Here is a 16420-nt window from a genome sequence, read left to right on the forward strand (position 1 = left end):
GCCGCAACTGGGTGCCGGCCTTCGCCGGCTCGACGATCAACAGCGCTGAACCGGAGTGCCCGTGACGACATCCGCTTCGATCGATTTTCGATTCTCGGAAATAACCTCCGCGCTGGTGGTGGGCTGCGTCGCGCTGATGGTGCTTGGACTGCAACCGGCGCTGCTGGGCGACCTGATCGAGCAGCAGCGGATTTCCCTGGAGGGCGTGGGCCTGGTGGCGATGGGCGAAATCTTCGCCCTCGGCGTGGGCGTCGTGCTGGCCGAGAAGTGGCTGCCCCTGCACAGGATCCGCCTGGTAGCCGTGTTGAGCAGCCTTTACCTGGTGGCCGTCAACCTGCTGACCTTGCGCGTGCACGGGGATCTCGCGTGCACGGCGATGCGCGTGGCCGCCGGGCTGGGCGAGGCCAGCCTGTTCTGGATCACCACCGTCGTACTCGTCCGTTCCCGCCAACCCGATCGTCTCTCCGGCATCTTCCTGACCATGCAGACGTTGGCGCAGGCGCTGGTCGCCCTGATGCTGGCGAGGCTGACGATGCCGTTCCTTGGTGGACAGAAGGGCTTTGTGGTGCTCGCCGTCATTTCGGCGCTGCCGCTGCTGCTGGCAGCGCGCCTGCCGGCCACGGTGCCGCCGCATGAGGAGGCAACCAAGCCAGCGGTCGCCACGCTTCGAGGCTTTTTCAGCCTGTTGGTACCCTTCGCGCATTTGTCGGCCGTGGGCACCATCTGGGCCTATTTCGAGCCGCTGGAAAAAGCGGCCGGCGTGGCCGCCAGCCAGGCGAACCTGCTGGTGGCGCTGGTGCTGGTGATGCAGATAGCCGGCGGCGGCATGGCGGCGGTGGCGGTGCGCCATTGGCGCGCGCCACGCGTGGTCGCGGCAAGCGCGGTCGCGTTTGCCGCAATTGGCGTGTTGATGCATCTGCTGGCCGGACACAGTGTGCTGGTCTTCACTGCCTTGTGCGTGGCGTTCGGCTTTCTGTGGCTGTTCCAGATGCCGTTCCACTACCGCCTGGCCTTCGATGTCGACCCCCAGGGGCGCATCGCGATGCTGGTGCCGGCGGCGCAGCTGCTCGGCTCGGGCTTCGGGCCGCTGGCTGCCTCGTTCTTCGTGCGTGGCGAAAACGTGCAAGGCATTCCGCTGATTGCATCCGGGTTTGCTTCCTGCGCGCTGCTTGCCGTGATCCTGGTGGCATCCCGCGTGTTTCAGGGAACCGGGCGGGGCAGGACTTCGCCTTGCGAAGAGAGCCCGCACTGAGCAAGCGTCCAGGGCGGCGCCCGCGATGGGCGCGCGTCCGCTTCGATGGCCTGCAATGGCGGGTCGGCTAGAAGCGCGACCTCGCCATGACCTGTTCGCGCAGCTACCTGATGCTGCCGTTGGCAAGTGCGCGGCGAGGAGTGGTCCGCACCCGTTCAGCGATGCGTTCCGCTCGAGTCACGCGTCCGGCGAACCTGGCGCCGCATCAGCCGCCGATGTCGCGCAAGCGCTTGCCGTGCATCAGGTTGCGTTCGATTTGTTCCAGCGTCGCGCCCTTGGTTTCCGGCACCAGCCAGAACGTCACCACGATGAAGAGCAGGTTGAGCCCGGCGTAGATCAGGAAGGTGGACGAGTTGCCGATGCCGTTGAGCAGGCTGAGGAAGGTTGCGCCCACCACCATGTTGGCGATCCAGTTGGTGAAGGTGGAGCAGCCAATGCCGAAGTCGCGGCCCTTGAGCGGCTGGATCTCCGAGCACAGGGTCCACACCAGCGGTCCGGCGGACATGGCAAAGCCCACGATGAACACCAGCAGCATGCTGACGGTGAAGATCTGCGCGGCATGGCCGGCGATGCCGCCGTGCATCATCACGCCGACGACGCCAAGTCCGGTGGCCATGACCGCGAAGCCGGTGTAGAGAATCGGCTTGCGGCCCCAGCGATCGATCAGCGCAATGGCGATGAAGGTGGCCAGCATGTTGGTGATGCCGACCAGGGCGGTGAACCACATCTGCGCGCTGGTGTCGTAGCCCATCTCCTGGAAGATGCGTGGGGCGTAGTACATCACCACGTTCATGCCGGTGAACTGCTGCATCAGCTGCAGCAGCACGCCCAGGCCCACCGAGCGGCGAAAGTTCGCGTTCTCGAGAAACAGATGCCAGCCGCGCTGCGGCGTCTTGAGCTGCTCTTCGATATCGGCCGCTTCGCGCGCGACGACAGCGGCATCGTTGCGCAGGCGATGCAGGATGCGCATGGCCTCGTCGCGCCGGCCGCGCATGAACAGCCAGCGCGGGCTGTCCGGCAGCACCAGCACGCCCAGCAGGAACAGCACGCCGGGCACCGCAATGATGCCGAGCATCCAGCGCCATGCGCCGGAGTAGCTGAGCACGGTATCGGACAGAAACGCCACCAGGATGCCGACGGTGATCATCAGCTGGTAGGTGGAGATCATTGCGCCGCGGATCCGCTCCGGCGCCACTTCCGCCAGATACAGCGGAGCGGCGAAGGTGGCCACGCCAATGGCCAGGCCGAGCACGACGCGCGCCGCGATCAGCGAGGCGGGCGACCAGGCATAGCCGGAGAGCAGCGAGCCGAGCACGAACAGCATGGCGCCCAGCACGAGCGAGCGCTTGCGCCCCAGGGCTGCCGACAGCCACCCCGCCGCGAGGGCGCCGACCGCGGCGCCGAGCATCATGGCGCTGACGATCCATTCGACGATGTGATCGCTGACCTTGAATTCGGCCTGGATGAACTGGGTGGCCCCGGAGATGACGCCGATGTCCAGGCCGAACATCAGGCCTGCCAGGGCGGCCAGCAGGCAGGTGAAGACCACGGTGGCCCTGGATTGGAAAGTGGATGACGCGATGACTTCGGCGTTCATGAACAATGCTCCCCCGCTTGCTATGAAGAATGGTCTTTCGAGTGGTGCATCCGCGTCCGTCAGCTGGATGCGGTGGCGATGACGTGCTCCGGTGGTCCCGCAAAACGTGGCTCGGGCAGGCCGGCGACGTCGACCTGTGCCGCAAACAACGAGCCGGCCAGCGGCTGGGCCGCGAGCGACCTGGCGTCGAGGCCAAGGCGTGCACTGGTGATATAGAGCGTGGAGCGATCGGCGCCACCGAGGGCCATGCGCGTGGGTTGCGATGCCGGCACCTCGATGCAGCTATCGAGGCGGCCCTCCGGCGTGTAGCGAACGACACGTCCCAGCCCCCACTGGGCATTCCACAGTCCACCGGCGATGTCGACGATCGAGCCATCCGGTTCGCCATGCGCATCGTCGATCCGGGCAAACTCGCTGGTCGCGCCGCAGTCGTCGCCGTAGTCGCAGACCCGGATCACCGGCGTGGTGGAATCGCAGAAATACATGCGCTCGCCGCCGGGACTGAAGGCGATGCTGTTGCTGATCGCCACGCCGGGCAGGGACAGGCGTTCGAGCGAGAGATTGCGGTTGAGGCGATAAAAGGACCCGACCGGCAGGCGGGCGCCACCATCGGCCGGCTCATGGAACGTGCCGAACACGAAGCGACCGCTGCGGTCGCAGGCACCGTCGTTGATGCGCGTGGGCTGTTGCGCCTCCACCTCGGTGATGGGCGTCAGGGTTTGGCTAGCCGGGTGGAAGAACGCCAGCCGGGACGCCAATCCCAGCAGCAGCCAGCCGTCCACCTCGCATAGCGCAAAGCAGCCCAGTCGTTCCGGCAGCAGCCAGTGGTCGAGCGCACCTTCATCGATGCGATAGCGCCACAGCGTCGACGCCTGGATGTCGGTCCAGTACAGCGCCTGCTCCCGCTCGCACCAGACGATGCCTTCGCCCAACTCGTTCTGCAGCAGGACAGCGACGCCAGCGACGTCGTTCATGCCCAGCCGCCATCCACGATGAACTGTTGGCCGGTACACATGCGGCTGTCGTCGGCGGCCAGGAACAGCGCGGCGCGCGCGATGTCATCCGCCAGCAGGTAGCCCGGCAGGCATTGCAGCCGGGCGATGTCCGCCTCGCCGGCGGCATCGAGCCATAGTTCGCGCTGCTTCGGCGTGATCACCCAGCCGGGCACCAGGGCGTTGATGCGGATGCGCTCCTTGCCCAGCTCGCGCGCGAGCCCGTTGACGAGGCCGAGGATGGCGGCCTTGGCCGCGGCATACACCGGGTAGCCGGCGTTCTTCTTCATCCACCCGGTGGAGCCCAGGCAGATCACCGAGCCGGCGCCGAGTTCGCGCATGTCGTCGCGCACCGCCTGCGTGGCGAAGTAGTGGTGCCGCAGGTTGACGGCGATATTGCGATCGAAATCCTGTGGCGTGGTCGCGTCGAACGCGTGGCGCACATCATTGGCGGCGTTGTTGATCAGCACGCCGATGGGGCCATGCGCGGCGCGGGCGGCGTCGATGGCCGCCTTGAGGGCGTCAAGATCGGTGACGTCGCAGCTGAGGAATCGTGGTCGATGGCGTGCATGGCCGAGCGCATCGACGAGTAGCTTGCCGTTGGCCTCGTCGATATCGACGAAGCTCACCCGGCTGCCCTGGTCGGCAAAATGTTCCACCAGGGCCGCGCCGATCCCGCTGGCGCCGCCCGAGATGAAGACGTGCCGATCGACGAGGCTGGGGTAGGTCGCAAAGGGGCTCATGCTCACCACTCCGCCACGCTGCCGTCGGCGTGACGCCAGACGGGGTTGCGCCAGCGATGCCCCACGGCGGCCCGCTCGGCGACGTAGGCCTCATTGACCGTGATGCCGAGGCCCGGGCCGCCCGGAATCGCCACGCAGCCGTCGTGGTAGGCGAATACGCTGCGGTCCTCGACGTAGTCCAGCAGGTCGTTCGTCGCGTTGTAATGGATGCCCAGGCTCTGCTCCTGGATGAAGGCGTTGTGGCACAAGGCATCGAGCTGCAGATTGGCCGCCAGCGCGATCGGGCCGAGCGGGCAGTGAAACGCGACGGCCACGTCATAGGCTTCGGCCATCGCGGCAATCTTGCGCGTTTCGGTGATGCCGCCGGCGTGTGACGGATCGGGCTGCAGGATGTCGACGCCGCCCATCGCCAGCACGCGCTTGAAGTCGGTGCGGTGGTACAGGCGCTCGCCCAGCGCGATCGGCGCCGGCGAGAGCGCGGCCAGTTCGGGCAACGCCTCCAGGTGTTCGGACAGCACTGGCTCTTCGATGAACATCAGCTTGAACGGCGCCAGTTCGCGCATCAGCACCTTGGCCATCGGCTTGTGCACGCGACCATGGAAGTCCAGCCCGATGCCTATCTGCGGTCCTACCGCATCGCGAACCGCCTGCACGTTGGCCAGCACCTGCTCGACCTTGGCGAAAGTGTCGACATACTGCAGTTCTTCCGTGGCATTCATCTTCACCGCGGTGAAACCAGCGGCGACGGCCTGCTGCGCGGCGCGCGCCGTGTCGGCCGGCCGGTCGCCGCCTATCCAGCTATACACGCGTATGCGTTCGCGCACCGGGCCGCCCAGCAAGGCATGCACGGGCTGGCCCAGGTCCTTGCCCTTGATGTCCCACAAAGCCTGGTCGATGCCGGCGATGGCGCTCATCAGCACGGGGCCACCGCGGTAGAAACCGGAGCGATACATCACGCTCCACAGGTCCTCGATATGACGGGGATCCTTGCCGATCAGGTAATCCGACAATTCGTCCACCGCCGCTGCCACGGTGTGGGCGCGCCCTTCGACGATGGGTTCGCCCCATCCGCATAGGCCTTCGTCGGTGTCGATGCGCAGGAACAGCCAGCGCGGCGGGACGATGAAGGTGGTGAGGCCTGTGATCTTCATGCGGCATCGCCCTTGGCAGCGAGGTCGGACTGCCAGGCATCGGCGAAGGCGCGCGCGCGCAAGGCGACGTCGCTGGCTTGGCGGCCTGGTGCGTAGAGGGATGACCCGATGCCGAAACCAGCGGCACCCGCAGCCAGCCATGGCGCCATCGCGTCGGGCGTCACGCCTCCCACTGGCAACACGGCTGTTCCAGGTGGCAGCACGGCAAGCCATGCCTTGAGTGCGGCGGGGCCGATCTGTTCGGCGGGAAACAATTTGAGTGCGTCGGCACCCGCGGCCAGTGCGGCGAACGCTTCGGTAGGTGTCGCCACGCCGGGCACGCAGTACAGGCCGGCCCGCTTGCTTGCGCGGATCACCTCGCCATCGCCGTGCGGCATGACGATCAACCGTCCACCCACGGCGGCGACGTCATGCACCCGGGCGGGATCGATCACGGTGCCCGCGCCGACCAGCGCGCGCTCACCGAAGGCCTCGACCAGGCGGCGAATGCTTTCCACGGGCTCGGGCGAGTTGAGCGGCACTTCGAGCACGCGAAAGCCGGCCTCGATCAGCACGGCGCCGATGTCCACGGCCTCCTCGGGACGGAGTCCGCGTAGGATGGCGACCAGGGGAAAGGATGTCAGCCAGTCGTTCATCAGGTCATCGCGTGAGATGGGAGCAGTGAGGCCAGGCAGGCAAGGTGCCACAGGCCTGCCGCCGCCGTGTCCCCGGCGGCCTTGAGCAGGTGCAGGTCGAAGGTTTCCGCAGCGCGCTGGTAACGCGTGACGAGTGCTTCGTCGCCCACGATGTGCAAGGTGGCCTGCGGTTTCGTCCAGCCGGCAGCCAGCGCAGCGCGGAACTCCTCGCCAATCAACAGGCCGGAGAGGTAGTCGGCCACGGAGGTGGGTGCAAGTTCGCCATCGAGCATCAGCGTGCGGGCCAAAAAAATGCGCGACAACACGCCCGCCGCACCACTCTCCCGTGCCGTCAGCACGCCTTGCCGAAATGCCTGCTCATCGGTCGTGGGCGCCGGCAGCGATGCACCCAGCACCGAGTGCTGATACAGCAAGTGAAACAGCTCGCCGGTCATCGCGGTGGCCAGGCGCGCGACCTTGCCATGGCGCACGCGCACCCATTTGCTGTGCGTGCCCGGAAGGATGATGTCCGACTCGCGCACAGCGCCCGGCTCGCGCGCGAGTAGCCCCGCGATCTGGGTTTCCTCGCCGCGCATCACGTCGGGGCGCGCGGGATCGCGCAGGCCAGGGACGATGTAAAGCTGGCGTCCTTGCGCGGTAGACAGTCGCAGCAGGGACGCCGCCAGAGCGTCGGTGCTGGCCGGCACGTCCAGGTACGGCGCTTCGCGCCAGCCGTTACGACTGCCGACCATGCCGCAGGCGATCACCGGCGTTGGCGGCCAGCCGTCCACCGCCTCGGCGAAGGCACCCTCGAAACCGGTGTCGGGCAAGTGCGCGACACCCCAGGGCAGGGCGCGCGCCTCCAGCACCTCGCCACGCACACCGAGCCGATATGCCCGCAGTTGCGTGCTGCCCCAGTCGAGTGCGATGAGCGCGGTGGTCACGGCTAGGCCTTTTTGCGCTTGCGCTTGCGGTCGCGCTGCAGGCTCGCGTGCGAGTCGGCAATCATGGTCAGCATGGCCTTGCGCGCGGCTTCAGGCTGTTTGCGGCGAATCGCGTCCAGGACCTTCTGGTGGTGCGGCAGCGAATACTTGAAGTCACTCACGTTGCGGGCCGACAGCGTGAAGAACGTGCCGAGCGAAGACTCGACCACCGAGAACAGCGATTGCAGCAACTCGTTGCAGGTCGCGCGCAGCACGGCATCGTGGAACTGCAGGTCGGCCTCGGTCCATGCCTCGAGCGTCTGCGCCGCTTCCATGGCCCGAAACGCCTGCTCGATCTGGGCCAGCTGGGCGCTGGTGCGCCGCCGGGCTGCCGCGGCGGCCGCCGCCGGCTCGATGATTTCGCGCATCTCGACCAGCTTGTCGACGAAGTCGTCGGTGGGCATGGAGGCGCAGCGCCAGGCGAGCACGTCAGCGTCAAGCTGGTTCCAGTGCTGCTCTTCGAGCACGCGGGCACCCACCCCCGTGCGCGATTCGATCAGGCCCTTGGCGGATAGCACCTTGAGTGCTTCACGCAAGGCCGTGCGGCTGACATCGAGGCTTTCCGCCAGCGTCTCTTCGCGCGGCAGCACATCACCCGGCTTGACCTTGCCACTGACGATGCGCTGGCCGAGTTCGTGCATCACGTGTCCGTAAAGGCTGCGGACGGCGTTCGACTTCCTCATGAGATACCCCGGCTCCCCTGTTCCGACCATGCTCGATGTGCTGCGCAGCGCGCTGCTCGAAGCAATTGTCATACAAATTGACTATAAGCATCCGCAGGCGATCTGCCAAGCAATGCTTCGCGCTGCTTGTCATGACGCGATGGGCCCGCCGCGAGCGCGGCACGATCCCTGATGACGCACTGCGATAAGAGGCATCCATTCCATGGATCTCCCGTGTCGCGAACTTGCTGCTCACATCAGGCGCTGCGGTGATGGATCGCTCAGCGCGATCACCCGGTCATGCCCGTGCCGCATCGCACAAGCGGACTCGATCCCGTCGAAAGCTGCTTGCATGATAATCATACAATGTGATTGCATGCTCCCCGTCAGTCATGCGTCAGGGGGCGCTTGATGGATGCGCTACGCAGGGTCGCAGCGCGCGATGCCAGCTTGGTTGCGCCGTCATGTTGGCGCTCGACTGGCGGGCAGCCGGGTCTCCACGACGGAGGCCTGCTGCAGAACGTGAGTGCGGACAACGCCAGCCCGGGGAGGAGCACGCTGGCGATGTTCGGGGAGACGTCCCTCGTATCAGAACAGGGACCTGTCAACCCCGCTTTTTGAGGGGGGCGAACAAGCCGTGGGTAGTGGAAGGTGCGCCGTTGGATGGGGGCGAGGGGGACTTATGCGCCAAACGCCAGCTTCATCCGCATCAAGCCGCCGTCGTTCCAATCATGCGAACTGGCAAGTCAAAGGGGAGATTCTTGCTCATGCGTCAACGACTACTACCGGGATATCTGCGCAGCGTGCTCTATGGCGGCGTGGCGATCGCGCTTTGCGCGCCGTTCACCGCCAGGGCGGACGACACGGGGCAGCAGGCCAAGGGCGATACCGCCACCAGCGCCGCGCCGTCCTCCACGGCGCCTGATGCGAGCAAGGCCAAGCAGCTGGGCAAGATCGTCGTGACGGCGCAGACGCGCAGCCAGGAAATGCAGGAGGTGCCGATTCCGCTGCAGATCATCACCGCGCAGCAGATCCAGACGCTGGCCGCCACCGACCTGAGCAAGATTGCGATCTTCGTGCCCGGCCTGGGCGTGGACGGCAGCCAGCCGACCCAGCCTTCGTATTCCTTGCGCGGCATCAGCACCAGCAATTTCGGCGTGGGCACCGAATCGGCCGTCGGCGTGTACGTCGATGGCGTCTATGCCGCCCGCTCCGGCGGCGCCTTGCTGGCTTTCAACGATATTCAGCGCATCGAGGTGCTGAAGGGGCCGCAGGGCACCTTGTTCGGCCGCAATGCCGCCGGCGGCGCGATCTCGATCGTCACCAACGAGCCGTCCGACAAGTGGGAAGGCAATGCCGTGGTACGCGTGGGCAACGAAGGCCAGCGCTACGGCAGCGCGCTGCTCAACATCCCGCTCAACAACGACATGGCGCTGCGCGTCAGCGTGGTGGACAACCAGAGCGACGGCTGGATCAAGAACCAGGCGAACGGCCAGCGTTACGGCGGCAATGACGATTGGGGCAGCCGCATCGTCTATCGATGGAACATCACGCCGGATACGCGCGTGCTGCTGTCGTGGGACCACGAGCGGCTCGACCAGCTGCCGCGTCCGCAGATCGGCATCGTGCCGCTGTCGAGCGACGTCAATCAGCGACCGCCGTTTCCAGCCGATCCGTCGACGTTCCTCAACCCGCTGCATGCGCCGCTTTACAACGACGCGATCAACGCCGCCGAGACGCGCACGTTCAACGGCGCCAACCTGGTCGTCGACCACTCGTTCTCGTGGGGCAGCCTGACTTCGACCACCGCGTGGCGCGGGTTCGACACCTACAACGACATGGATAACGACGGCACCAACCACGTCGTCAGCTATCTCGATACGGCGAACATCGAGCACAACAACAGCTGGTACCAGGAATTCAAGCTGGCGGGCAACAACGACCTGATGGACTGGGTCAGCGGCGTGAGCTTCTATTCCGAGCAGGCGCGCCAGGGCAGCCAGGTCAATACCAATACCGACAGCCTGGATACGCTCGCGCAAAACGTGCAGGGCGTCGGCCTGCCGCTGACCGAGATCAGCCAGGGCCTGCAGGCCATGGGCCTGCCGTTCTCCTTCCTCGGTGACTCCTGGCGGGAGCAGATCAACAACGACGGCAGGTTCAAGGCCTACGCCGCGTTTGGCGACGTGATCTGGCACCTCAACGACACCTGGGACCTCACCACCGGTCTTCGTTACACCCAGGACCAGAAGTCCTTCACCTGGTACAACATGCCGCGCCAGGCACCAGCCTACGACCAGACCCTGGCCGCACTGCAGGCCAGCGGCATATACGACCTGCTGCCGCCGAGCGCGCAGCAGGCGCTGGGGGTGTTCAGCAGCAATATCGTGTTCCCGAATGCCGTTGGCCAATGGGTGCAGAGCAAGCGTACCTGGCATGACCTGAGCCCGCGCGTGGTGCTCAGCCACAAATTCACGTCCGACGTGATGGGCTACGCCTCGGTCACCAAGGGCTACAAGGCGGGCGGCTACAACAGTCTCGAGATCGGCTCGGTCTACCAGCCGGAAAAGGTCTGGAACTACGAAATCGGCCTGAAGACCGTGCTGCCCGACTACAACCTGCTGTTGAACGCGTCGGCGTACTACTACCGTTACTCGAACCTGCAGTCGAACGTGCTCAATCCGAACTACAGCGGGTCGGGCGTGCCGTTCTACATGGTCAACACGAGTGACCAGCACGCGCACGGCCTGGAGTTCGAGGCACAGTGGGTGCCGATCGACGCCTTGCGCTTCAACCTCACCGGCGCGTACATCAACGCCACCTACCTGAAGGGTCTGTCGAGCTCGGGCGTGGACCTGTCCGGCCAGCCCACGGGCGAGCCGTACTTCTCCGCCACTGCGGGCTTCGATTACACCGTGCATGGCGTCGCCCGCGGCGACCTGGAACTCAGCATGCAGTACGCCTATCGCGGGCCCACCCGCTGCAACGCGGACTCGGGCATCCAGGGCATCTGCTATTCGACCCCGGCCTTCACCATCGGCCAGTCGACCCAGCGCACCGATGCGCGGCTGGACTGGCATACGCCGGACCAGCGCTGGGGTGTGGGCCTGTACGGCAACAACATCTTCAACAAGCGCTATGTGCTCGGCGTGGGCAACGAAACGACCAGCGTGTTCGGCACGCCCTACGCCACGGTCACGCCACCGCGCACCTACGGCATCGAGTTCCGTGCGCGCTTCTAAGCGGATTTGCCTGGCCACGGTGGAAGCCGCTACGGCGGCTTCCACCTTTACAACATCTACCAGCCCTCGATAGGGAACGGCTCTCATGACTACTTACCTGCGCTCAACGAGCGTTCCCTCGCGACTGCCCAAGGTGGCCGCCATCGCGTCAGCCTTGCTTGCCCTCTTCGTGCTGACCACGGCCTGCGTCGCCAAATCCAGCGCTTCGCCCATCCCGACCATCGAGAAGAAGGGAGCGCAGGCGCATCTCATCGTGGATGGCGCGCCGTATCTGATCCTCGGCGGACAGGTGCACAACTCCGATACGTCCAATCCCGAGGACCTCAACAAGGCCATGGACGTGTTGGCTAGCTGGCAAGCCAATACCGTCGAAGTGCCGATTTATTGGGAAGCGCTCGAGCCCACGCCAGGACATTATGATTTCAGTTCGGTCGACCTGGCGGTCAATGCGGCGCGCAAGCACGGCCTGCGCCTGGTGCCGCTGTGGTTCGGCACCTGGAAGAACGGCGAGAGCCAGTATGTGCCGGATTGGATGAAGCAGGACCAGGCGACGTATCCCCGTGCCAAGGGGCTGCGAGGTGAGGTCACGTCCACCATCTCGCCGTTCAGCCAGGCAGCCAGGGAAGCGGATGCGCGCGCGTTCGCGGCCTTGATGCAGCACATCAAGAGCATCGATGAGTCCCAGCGCACGGTACTGATGGTGCAGGTGGAAAACGAGGCGGGCATCGTCAACACCGACCGTGACTATTCCGACGTGGCCAACAAGCAGTTCGAGGCAGCGGTTCCCGCTGAGCTGCTGAGCTACCTCGATGGCCATCGCCAGCAGCTCTCCGCACCGATGGCGGCGGCGTTGAGTCATGCGCCGAAGTCCGGCAACTGGACCCAGGTGTTCGGCGAGAAAGCGCCGGAAGTCTTCAGCGCCTGGGCCATCTCCAACTATGTCAACACGGTGGCCGCCGCCGGCAAGCGCGAGTACGCGTTGCCCATGTACGTCAACGTCTGGCTGATCGAGGGCGTGGAGCGTCCGGGTCGCTGGCCGAGCGGCGGCGCCACGGTCAATACGCTCGATGTGTGGAAGGCGGGTGCGCCAGTCATCGACATGTTGTCACCGGATATCTACTACCCGAAGTTCTACGACGTCGCGGCGCAGTACACCCGCTCCGACAATCCGTTGTACGTGCCGGAAACGAACTTCAATCCGTATTTCGCGGCGTTCGCCTATACAACGTTCGGTGACTTCAACGGCATGGGCTTCAATCCGTTCGGCATCGACGATGTGGTGACCAAGGGCGATATCGGTACGGCCATCGGGATGCGCTTCCAGGATACTTACAGCGTCCTGCGTCCACTGCTGCCGCTGATTGCCAGCAAGCAGTACACCGGCAAGCTGCATCCGGTGCTGCAGGGTCTGGCCAACGGCGAGGACTGGAAGCAGTCGGTGCGACTCACCGATCGACTGGCCGCGAATGTCGACTTCACGGCGACCTTCGACCCGGTCAAGGGCCGCGCGGCGGGCATGATCATCGAGTTGGCCCCGGACGATTTCATCGTGGTGGGATCGGGCTTCGACGTGGTTTTCCGCGAAATGCAAGGTCCGCTGCGCGACGCGGAGCTGATCTCGATCGAGGAGGGCACGTTTCAGGGTGACCAGTGGGTTCGAGCACGACGCCTCAACGGCGACGAGCGCCACGTGTCGCTGCCGGATCACTCCACCATCCTGCGCGTGCGCATTGCGAAGTGAGATGGCCGCCCGTTTCGATCCGTTCGAAACGGGCGTTGCCAAGGCGGTACCGCTGCCGCCATCCAGCCGTTCCATCAACTGACGATCGGTGCGTGATCTGGTTCGCGCGCCGATCAAGAGAGGAATAGTCATGCGTCTTTCGTATACCGCCTTGTTCGCAGCTACCCTTTGTCTCGCCCAGGGCGTCGCCCAGGCGACGGCGCCGATCGCAGCGACGCCACCCATGGGCTGGAACAGCTGGAACTACTTCGCCGACAAGGTCACCGACGCCGACGTGCGCGCGGCCGCTGACGCCATGGTGAGCAGTGGCATGCGCGATGCCGGCTATGTCTACGTGAATATCGACGATGCCTGGCAGGGGCAACGCGATGCGAACGGGGAGATCCACGCCAATGCGCGCTTCCCCGATATGAAGGCGCTGGCCGACTACGTGCATGCACGCGGGCTCAAGCTCGGCATCTACAGCTCGCCGGGCGAGAAGACCTGCGCCGGCTACGCCGGCTCGCTGGGGCACGAGCAGCAGGACGCAAAAACCTATGCCGCCTGGGGCATCGATTACCTCAAGTACGACCTGTGCAGTTTTGGCGAGCTGATGAAGCAACGCGCGCCCAACGATCCTGCGCAGCAGATGCGCATGATGCACGACGCCTATGCCACCATGCGTACCGCGCTCAACCAGGCGGGGCGTCCGATCGTCTACTCGCTATGCCAGTACGGCATGGATGCGGTGTGGGAATGGGCGGCCGACCCGAAGGTGGGCGCCAACCTGTGGCGCACCACCGGCGATATCGCGCCGCATGGTGAGTTCGTCTACGCGATCGCCACCATGCAGGCGGGCCTCGCACACTACGCTGGTCCGGGCCACTGGAACGATCCCGACATGCTGGAAGTGGGCAATGGCGACCTCACCGACGCTGAGAACCGCACGCACTTCAGCTGGTGGGCGATGCTGGCCGCACCACTGCTGGCGGGCAACGACTTGTCGCATATGAAGCCGGAGGTGAGGGACGTCCTCACGCGCCGTGAAGTGATTGCGATCGACCAGGATCCCCTGGGCAAGCAGGGTACCCGTGCCTATACCGACGGCGAGGTCGAGGTGTGGACCAGGCCCCTGAGCCATGGCGCGCTGGCCGTCGCGGTGTTCAACGTGGGCGACACGCGCGTCGCCGGCACGCATCCCTTCCACCTCGATCTCACGCGCCTTGGCCTGCACGGCAAGCAGCAGGGGACGGATCTGTGGAGCGGCAAGTCCGTGAGCATCGATGACCACCAGGCGATCGGGCTGGGGTCGCACGATGTCTGGCTGGTGCGCATCGACGCGCCCCAGGCTGCGCGCTGATCCGCGGCGCGAACAGCGGATGGGCCGGCCGAACGAGGCCGGGCCCTGCGAGCACGGCACCCACCAAGCATGCCGTCATGGCCACCATGAGGCGAGGACCACCCAAGTGACGTATGCCTTACTGAAGTCGATCAAGCTGACGCGGCCCCGCATGGGTGCGGGCGTCAGTCGGATGTCCCTCGGCCTCCGCGGCATCCTGGCCCTCTGCCTGGTCGCAGCATTCGCTTGCCCCGCGGAGCCAGTGCATGCGGCGACCTCGGCCAGCATCGCTATCGAGGGTGACCACTTCGTCCGTGCGGGCCGGCCGCACCAGATCATCTCCGGCTCGATGGATTTCCAGCGCATTCCTCGCGGGTACTGGCAGGACCGGCTGCGCAAGGCGCGCGCCATGGGCCTGAACACGATCACCACCTACGTCTACTGGAATGCGCTCGAAGCACAGCCTGGTCGCTTCGATTTCAGCGGCGACAACGACGTGGCCACCTTCGTGCGCATGGCGCAGCGCGAGGGCCTCGACGTCATCGTTCGCCCCGGTCCCTATGTGTGTGCCGAGTGGGAGGCGGGTGGGCTGCCGGCCTGGCTGTATGCCGATCCGCATCTGCGCGTGCGCACGCGCGATCCGAAATTCCTGCAGCGGGTCGAGCAGTATTTCGGCCGCCTTGGCCAGGAGCTCTCGCCGCTGATGGCTGCGCATGGCGGGCCGATCATCGCGGTGCAGGTGGAGAACGAGTACGGCTCCTACGGCGACGACCGCAGCTACATGGAAGATATCCACCAGGCGCTGATTCGCGCCGGCCTCGGCACCAATCTGATGTTCACCTCTGACGGCGCCGACGGCCTGCAGCACGACGCCTTGCCGGGCGTGCTCGCCGTGGTCAACTTCGGTACCGGCGACGCCAGCAAGGCGTTCGGCGCACTGAAGGCCTTCCGCCCGGGCCAGCCGATGATGGCCGGCGAGTACTGGGACGGCTGGTTCGACCAGTGGGGCGTGGCGCATGTGCACACCGACGCCGACGCGCAAGCCAGGGAGCTGGCATGGATGCTCGCCCAGGGCTACTCGGTGAACATCTATATGTTCGAAGGGGGCACCACGTTCGGATTCATGAACGGCGCGAACTTCCACGATGATGCGACCGATCACTACGCGCCCGAGACCACCAGTTACGACTACGACGCGGTGCTCGACGAGGCCGGCCGGCCCACGCCGAAGTTCGCGAGTTTCCGCGCGGCGATCGCCAAGGCGACCGGCGCCACGCCGCCGCCCCTGCCAGCGCCGACGCCGTTCATGGCGCCGCCCGCATTCGCGCTGGGCGAGCACGCTTCGCTATGGGACAACCTGCCGGCCCCGATCGCCGTCGATACGCCGCAGTCGATGGAGCAGTTCGGCCAGAACTACGGCTACATCCTTTACCGCACGGAGCTGGACGGACCGGCCGCCGGAAAACTCTACCTGGGCGAAGTGCGCGACTACGCGGCTGTCTACGTGGACCAGAAGTTGATCGGCACGGTGGATCGTCGCCTGAAGCAGGTCGGTGTACCCATCACGCTCGACGCCGGCCGACACCGCATCGACGTGCTGGTGGAAAACACCGGCCGCATCAACTACGGGCCACGCCTTGCCGACGGCCGTGCAGGCCTGGTCGATCCCGTGCTGCTCGACGGTAAGGAACTGCACGGCTGGCAGGTCTACCCCTTGCCGATGTCCTCGGTGGCGGCGATTCGTGGCTGGACCACGCAGCCGGTGAACGGTCCCGCCTTTCATCGAGGCAGCTTTCAGGCATCACAGCCGGCCGACACGTTCCTTGACGTAAGTGAACTGGGCAAGGGCCTGCTGTGGGTCAACGGCCACCATCTTGGACGCATCTGGGATATCGGTCCGCAGCAGTCGCTCTATCTGCCGGGGCCTTGGGTGAAGCAGGGTGACAACGCGGTGGTGGCTTTCGATCTGCAGACCCCGAACCAGCCCTCGTTGCGCGGGCTCACTCACGCGCTGTGGTCCAACCCGGCTGCGCAAGCCACCGAGTAACGGTGGATACCGCGCCGATGGGCGCCTGCTGAAGGCGCGCCAGCATCCTTGCGACACAACGAAAGCAACCGCTTGGGG

Annotated in this window: 12 protein-coding genes; 5 read left to right on the top strand and 7 right to left on the bottom strand. The window is 65.7% G+C overall.

The genetic code is table 11. From position 1 onward, the window contains the following. The first annotated feature begins 61 nt into the window (after positions 1–61). Complete coding sequence (locus OUZ49_RS11955; RefSeq protein ID WP_266150640.1) at positions 62–1252, top strand: MFS transporter; 1191 nt, start codon at positions 62–64, stop codon at positions 1250–1252. Between the two features lie 205 nt (positions 1253–1457). On the opposite strand, the gene OUZ49_RS11960 is transcribed toward OUZ49_RS11955, so the two are convergent. From OUZ49_RS11960 to OUZ49_RS11990, 7 genes are read right to left on the bottom strand one after another with little or no spacing between them, the layout of a single operon-like run. Next, on the bottom strand, positions 1458–2849 hold the full coding sequence (locus OUZ49_RS11960; protein WP_266150641.1) for a sugar porter family MFS transporter: 1392 nt from the start codon (positions 2847–2849) through the stop codon (positions 1458–1460). Positions 2850–2908: 59 nt separating this feature from the next. After that, positions 2909–3823, bottom strand: a complete 915-nt coding sequence (locus OUZ49_RS11965; protein WP_266150642.1) for an SMP-30/gluconolactonase/LRE family protein — start codon at positions 3821–3823, stop codon at positions 2909–2911. Beyond that, the gene (locus tag OUZ49_RS11970; RefSeq protein WP_266150643.1) at positions 3820–4584 is read right to left on the bottom strand and encodes an SDR family NAD(P)-dependent oxidoreductase; all 765 of its coding nucleotides are present in this window, start codon (positions 4582–4584) and stop codon (positions 3820–3822) included. The genes OUZ49_RS11965 and OUZ49_RS11970 overlap by 4 nt, the downstream gene beginning before the upstream one ends. A gap of 2 nt (positions 4585–4586) precedes the next feature. Continuing rightward, positions 4587–5735, bottom strand: a complete 1149-nt coding sequence (gene dgoD / locus OUZ49_RS11975) for a galactonate dehydratase (RefSeq protein WP_266150644.1) — start codon at positions 5733–5735, stop codon at positions 4587–4589. Next, positions 5732–6370, bottom strand: coding sequence for a 2-dehydro-3-deoxy-6-phosphogalactonate aldolase (locus OUZ49_RS11980; protein WP_266150645.1), 639 nt, complete (start codon positions 6368–6370; stop codon positions 5732–5734). The genes dgoD and OUZ49_RS11980 overlap by 4 nt, the downstream gene beginning before the upstream one ends. Further along, positions 6370–7293 carry a 2-dehydro-3-deoxygalactonokinase gene (locus OUZ49_RS11985; RefSeq protein WP_266150646.1) on the bottom strand — a complete coding sequence of 308 codons (924 nt, stop codon included), beginning with the start codon at positions 7291–7293 and terminating at the stop codon, positions 6370–6372. Before OUZ49_RS11985 ends, OUZ49_RS11980 begins: the two co-directional genes overlap by 1 nt. Before the next feature lie 2 nt (positions 7294–7295). Beyond that, positions 7296–8015 carry a FadR/GntR family transcriptional regulator gene (locus OUZ49_RS11990; protein WP_266150647.1) on the bottom strand — a complete coding sequence of 240 codons (720 nt, stop codon included), beginning with the start codon at positions 8013–8015 and terminating at the stop codon, positions 7296–7298. 746 nt (positions 8016–8761) lie between these two features. On the opposite strand from OUZ49_RS11990, the gene OUZ49_RS11995 reads away from it, so the two are divergent. From OUZ49_RS11995 to OUZ49_RS12010, 4 genes are all read left to right on the top strand, one after another. After that, positions 8762–11236, top strand: a complete 2475-nt coding sequence (locus OUZ49_RS11995) for a TonB-dependent receptor (RefSeq protein WP_266150648.1) — start codon at positions 8762–8764, stop codon at positions 11234–11236. 85 nt (positions 11237–11321) lie between these two features. After that, positions 11322–12977 carry a GH35 family beta-galactosidase gene (locus tag OUZ49_RS12000; protein WP_266150649.1) on the top strand — a complete coding sequence of 552 codons (1656 nt, stop codon included), beginning with the start codon at positions 11322–11324 and terminating at the stop codon, positions 12975–12977. Between the two features lie 130 nt (positions 12978–13107). Beyond that, entirely contained in the window at positions 13108–14316 is a 1209-nt protein-coding gene (locus OUZ49_RS12005) for a glycoside hydrolase family 27 protein (RefSeq protein ID WP_266150650.1), read from the top strand. A gap of 172 nt (positions 14317–14488) precedes the next feature. Beyond that, positions 14489–16342: a glycoside hydrolase family 35 protein gene (locus OUZ49_RS12010; protein ID WP_266150651.1), complete on the top strand. Its 1854-nt coding sequence runs from the start codon at positions 14489–14491 to the stop codon at positions 16340–16342. Positions 16343–16420 lie beyond the last annotated feature (78 nt).

The organism is Dyella halodurans (assembly GCF_026283925.1).
Classification (GTDB): domain Bacteria; phylum Pseudomonadota; class Gammaproteobacteria; order Xanthomonadales; family Rhodanobacteraceae; genus Dyella; species Dyella halodurans.